5 protein-coding genes are annotated in these 4765 nt (G+C 67.1%); 4 read left to right on the top strand and 1 reads right to left on the bottom strand.

All coding sequences use genetic code 11. The annotated features are described in order from the left end of the window. The 4 genes from ACRDUX_RS20850 to ACRDUX_RS20835 form a co-directional block, all read left to right on the top strand. Window positions 1-785: amino acid ABC transporter permease (locus ACRDUX_RS20850; RefSeq protein ID WP_526416059.1), on the top strand; the 785-nt coding region annotated here is incomplete at its 5' end. 1 nt (window position 786) lies between these two features. After that, window positions 787-1575 (top strand): amino acid ABC transporter ATP-binding protein, encoded by a 789-nt coding sequence (locus ACRDUX_RS20845; protein WP_526416057.1) that lies wholly within the window; start codon window positions 787-789, stop codon window positions 1573-1575. 40 nt (window positions 1576-1615) lie between these two features. Then, window positions 1616-2665, top strand: coding sequence for an NAD/NADP octopine/nopaline dehydrogenase family protein (locus tag ACRDUX_RS20840; protein ID WP_526416055.1), 1050 nt, complete (start codon window positions 1616-1618; stop codon window positions 2663-2665). Between the two features lie 12 nt (window positions 2666-2677). After that, entirely contained in the window at window positions 2678-3508 is an 831-nt protein-coding gene (locus ACRDUX_RS20835; RefSeq protein WP_526416053.1) for an IclR family transcriptional regulator, read from the top strand. A gap of 9 nt (window positions 3509-3517) precedes the next feature. On the opposite strand, the gene ACRDUX_RS20830 is transcribed toward ACRDUX_RS20835, so the two are convergent. Beyond that, on the bottom strand, window positions 3518-4765 hold a 1248-nt coding region (locus ACRDUX_RS20830), incomplete at its 5' end, for an amidase (RefSeq protein WP_526416051.1).

The following is a 4765-nucleotide window of genomic DNA, read 5'->3' as shown; positions in this document are numbered from 1 at the left end:
GGTACGTGCTGGCCGCCCTGGTGGCCATCGGGGCTGTCCGGTTCATCGTGTTCAACCCGCGGTGGGAATGGGCCATCGTCGGCAAGTACATGTTCCATCCGCGGGTATTGGCCGGGTTGGCGAACACCATCCAGCTCACCATCGTGTCGAGCCTGCTCGGCCTGGTGTTCGGCGTCGTCGTCGCGGCCTGCCGGATGAGCAGCAACAAGGTGCTCAAAGCGTTTGGCGGAGTGTATATCTGGCTGGTCCGTGCCGTTCCCACCCTGGTCATGCTGCTCTTCATCTTCTTCATCGGTGCGCTCGTACCCGAGATCAACATCGGGTTGCCGTTCCTGGAGCCGTGGTTCAACATCCCGATGAACGACGTGATGTCGCGCTGGAGTGCAGCAGTCATCGGACTTGCGTTCTTCCTCGGCGGCTTCAGCGCCGAGATCTTCCGCGGCGGTCTGCTGGCAGTGCAGAAGGGACAGTGGGAGGCCGCCAGCGCGCTGGGCATGAGCCGGATGACGGCGCTGCGGCGGGTCGTCATGCCGCAGGCCATCCGGGTCGTCATCCCGCCGCTGGCCAACGAGTTGATCACGATGTTCAAGAACACCTCGCTGGTGTCGGTGATCGGCTACGTCGAACTGCTGACGACGGTCCAGCAGATCTACTCGGTGAACTTCCAGACCATCCCCTTGCTGACGGTGGCGGTCATCTGGTACCTCGCGTTGACCAGTGTCGCTCTGCTCGGCCAGCGCCAGCTCGAGCGTCGCTTCGGAAGGGGTTTCGACGATGCCCGTTGAGATGCCCGCTGACACGAGCGCCGAGCCCGGCACACCGATCCTCACGGCCCGAGCCGTCGTCAAGCGGTTCGGCGAGTTCACCGCACTGCACGGCGTCGACGTCGACCTGAACCTCGGCGAGGTCGCCGTCCTGGTCGGATCGTCGGGGTCGGGCAAGAGCACGCTGATCCGGTGCCTGAACCTGCTCGAGCCGGTCGAGGCCGGGGAGATCGAATTCAAGGGCGAACTCCTGGGCGCCGAGCGCACCGCGCGGGGACTGGTGCGGCGCACCAAGAACGATATTCTGCGGCAGCGTCGCTACTTCGGCATGGTCTTCCAGTCCTTCAACCTCTTTCCACACATGACGGCCCTAGAGAACGTGGCATCGGGGCCAAGATTCGTGTTGGGGCACAACGGAACCGAGGTGTCTGAGCGGGCCGCGGCACTGCTTGATCGCGTGGGACTCTCCGGCAAGGAGGACAGTTACCCGGGCCAGTTGTCCGGCGGTCAACAACAGCGTGTCGCCATCGCGCGGGCGCTGGCGATGGAGCCGGAGATCATGCTCTTCGACGAGCCGACCAGCGCACTCGACCCCGAACTCGTCGACGAGGTGTTCGACGTGATCCGCGACCTGGCGGCCGGCGGCACCACGATGATGATCGTCACGCACGAGATGCGGTTCGCCCGTCGGATCGCCGACACCCTCATCTACATGGACGAGGGCCGCATCGTGGAGCGCGGTGCGCCCGAACAGGTGATGAACGACCCGCAGAGCGAACGCGCGCAGGCGTTCTTCTCCCGCATCCACTGATCCATACGAACCACTGATCCCAGACACGAAAGGGTCATCAATGACCGACGTCCTCATCGTCTCCAACGAACTCAACTCCTACTTCGCCGGACTCGTGCTGGCCGGGCGGGGCTTCCGAGTCGCGATCGCGGGCCGCTCCGCCGGGACCGTCGACGTCGATCACTTCGGAGCACGCCGCACTGTCGAGCTGGTGGATGTGTCCGACCTCGACGGGGACGCCCGCGTCGCGATGGTGGCCGCCGAGGGCGAGGACCTGTACTCCGGTGTCACCCAGATTCTGGCCGCCGGCCCGGTGGATCTGCTGATCGTCGTCGGAGGCGGCACCGCGGGGGTCGTCGACGCGTTCGACGTCACGCAGCGCACCGGTTTCGCCCCAGCGAAGGTGCTCGTGGTCAGTGCCTTCATCTGGGGTGGCATGCCGGTTGAGCCGGTCGTGGTGAACTCGGAGAAGCTGGGTCTGCTCAGCGGCTACCTCGCGGAGCCCGGTGCGGAGACGGTGGCGCTGGCGGCCGCAGTGGTGCCCACCGCTCGTATCGTCGACATCGTCTCGGTGGGGCTGGCGAGTATGAACGCCATCGTGCATCCGGTGCCCATGGTGCTGGGGGCGACCGAGATCGAGCGCGGGGTCGAGTCCAGGTTCTTCATCGACACGTTCGGTGCAGGCGTCAGCGACGTCGTCGGCCGTCTCGACGCCGAACGGGTGGCGTTGGGGCGGGCGCTCGGCCGCGAACTGCCCACCTTCACCGACATGCTTGACACCTACTACGCCGACGAGGGCATCAGCGGCTCGGGTATCCGCGACCGGGTCAACACGTTCCGCGCCTATCAGAAGGCGATCATCCCGCACACCTTCGAGCACCGGTACCTCACGCACGAAGCGGCAGGCAACCTCGCGCCGATGGCCAGGGTCGGCAGATTGGTTGGCGTCGAAACCCCGGTGATGGACGCTCTGGTGACACTCGGCGAGGTGCTCTCCGGAAGCGATCTGACCAGCCGCGCGGACGCGATCGCCAACGATTTTCTTGAGCTGGCGCGCGACACGCCCTGCCCACCCGCGACGGACGGGGCAGTATTGGCGGCGGAGGTATGAGGACATGACGCGTTGAGTGACGACATCGCCGTGCTGGGCAAGGGCCTCGTCGTCATGGAACAGCTCAGCGAGCCGATGCGGATCAGCGAGATCGCCGAGAAGACGAAGCTGCCCAAGAGCACGGTGCACCGGCTGGTCACCGCGCTGCGCCATGACGGTTGGGTCGCGCAGAACCCCGACGCCACCTATCGGCGAGGTTGGCGATGGAAATCGCTGACCGGACACATCGCCCCGGTCGCGGACCTGAGCGGTGAACTGTTCGACCGGCTCACCGCATTCCGACGGGGCACCGACTGCACCATGGGTTTCTCGTTCTTCCGCGGTGCCACCATGCGGTGCGACATGCGCATACAGGGCGACCACGAGCACAAAGTGTTGCCCGAACTCGGTGACGTGGTCCCATTCGCCGGGTCCGCCACGGGCCGGGTCATCCTCGGTGCACTCCCCGACAGCCAGATGTTCCGGCTGATCGAACAGGAGCGGCAATCGGAGCCCGAGGAGTTGGACCTGATCACCGTGATGGCCCATATCAAGCGCACCCGCAAGGTCGGGGTGTCGACGCTCATGAAGGAGCGTCCGGGTGTGCACGTCGGCCGACCGCCCCGCGTGACCTGTTGGGCGGCAGTCATTCTGGACGAACAGCGGTATCCGATCGGCGCCGTGAGCGCCGCGCGGGTTGGCGAATTCCTGCCACGAAAGCACAACGAAAGCGGAATCACCGCCCTGGTGGAGCTGTCGCACGAGGTCACGGCGATGTTCGGATCGTCTGCGCTGGTGACACCCCCGATGCGGGCCGGCTGGCGGGCCGCATCGGATCCGGGAAATTACGGTTTCGCCAACTAGACCAGTCGCCTAACTCAATGGCGGCCGCCGCTGCGCCCACGGTCGCGCCGACTCGATCTGAGCACTCAACGAGAGCAGTGTCGCCTCATCGAAGGGCTTGCCCACCAACTGAATCGACGTCGGAATGCCGTTGCCGTCGAGTCCCCACGGCACCACCGCGGCGGGTTGGCCCGTCACGTTGAACATGGCCTGGAACGGCACCCGTGCCGCCACCAATGCGAGCGTGGAGATCGCGCCGCGACGCTGGTAGGCGCCGATGCGCGACGGTCCAGTCGCCGTGCCCGGCGTGATGACGACGTCCACGTCGTCGAAGATCGTGTTGACCCGGGCCGTGACGTCGGCTTCCGCTTCGCGCATCGACGCCAACCGGCGCTCCGAAACCAGGCCCCCGATCCTGGCGAATGCGCGTGTACGACGATCGAGGCGCTCGCGGCGCGGTAACGCCCGCGCATCGTCGTACACGCCTCGGAAGTAGCGCGGCAACGCGTGGGCGTACACCGCGCTCGGCGGATAGTCGGGGTCGCGCTCGATGACGTCGTGCCCGAGTTCGCGCAGCAGTGCCCCCGCCTCCCGGACCGCGGCGCGCTGCCACTTGCCGAGTCGCGCGGTGAGCAAGGGCGGCACCTTGGTGCTCAACGCGATCCGCAGCCGCCCCGGCGCCCGCGCCGCCGCGGCCACGAAACCGCCTGCCGGTGCGGGCAGGGCGGTGGTGACGTCGAGGAACAGCGCCGCGTCCTCGACGGTCCTGGTGAGCGGGCCGTAGACGCTCAACCCGCACCACGCGCCGTCATGAGGCGCCAGCGGCACCCGGTCGCGCTGCGGCTTGATTCCGAACAGCCCGCCCCACGTCGACGGGATCCGGATCGACCCCATGCCGTCGGAACCGAGCGCCAACGCGGCCAGCCCGGCGGCCATGGCCGCTGCGCTGCCACCGCTACTGCCGCCTGGCGCGAAGTCGGTGTTCCACGGGTTGCGGGTCGCGCCGAACGTCAACGTTTCGGTGAACGGCCAGATCATCAGCTCCGGTACCGACGTCTTGCCGAGGATGACGGCACCTGCGGCGCGCAGTCGTCGCACCACCTCGGCGTCGTCGGTGCGGGCCGGACCGTGCGCGCTGCTGCCGTAGGTCGTCACCTCGCCCGCGACGTCGGTGTCATCCTTGATGGCGATCGGGACGCCGAGCAGCGGCAGTCGCTCCCCGTCGTCGAGGCGGTCCTGGGCGACCGCCGCCTCTTGGCGTGCGGATTCGGTGAGAAC

Source organism: Mycobacterium sp. (assembly GCF_050701675.1).
In the GTDB taxonomy this organism is placed as follows: Bacteria; Actinomycetota; Actinomycetes; order Mycobacteriales; family Mycobacteriaceae; genus Mycobacterium.
This window is presented reverse-complemented; position numbering and strand designations above follow the sequence as displayed.

Bases quoted from the DNA above. Each gene is read 5' to 3' on its own strand.
- ACRDUX_RS20840 (WP_526416055.1), top strand. From the start codon at position 1,616: ATGACCGACGTCCTCATCGTCTCCAACGAACTCAACTCCTACTTCGCC.
- ACRDUX_RS20845 (WP_526416057.1), top strand. From the start codon at position 787: ATGCCCGCTGACACGAGCGCCGAGCCCGGCACACCGATCCTCACGGCC.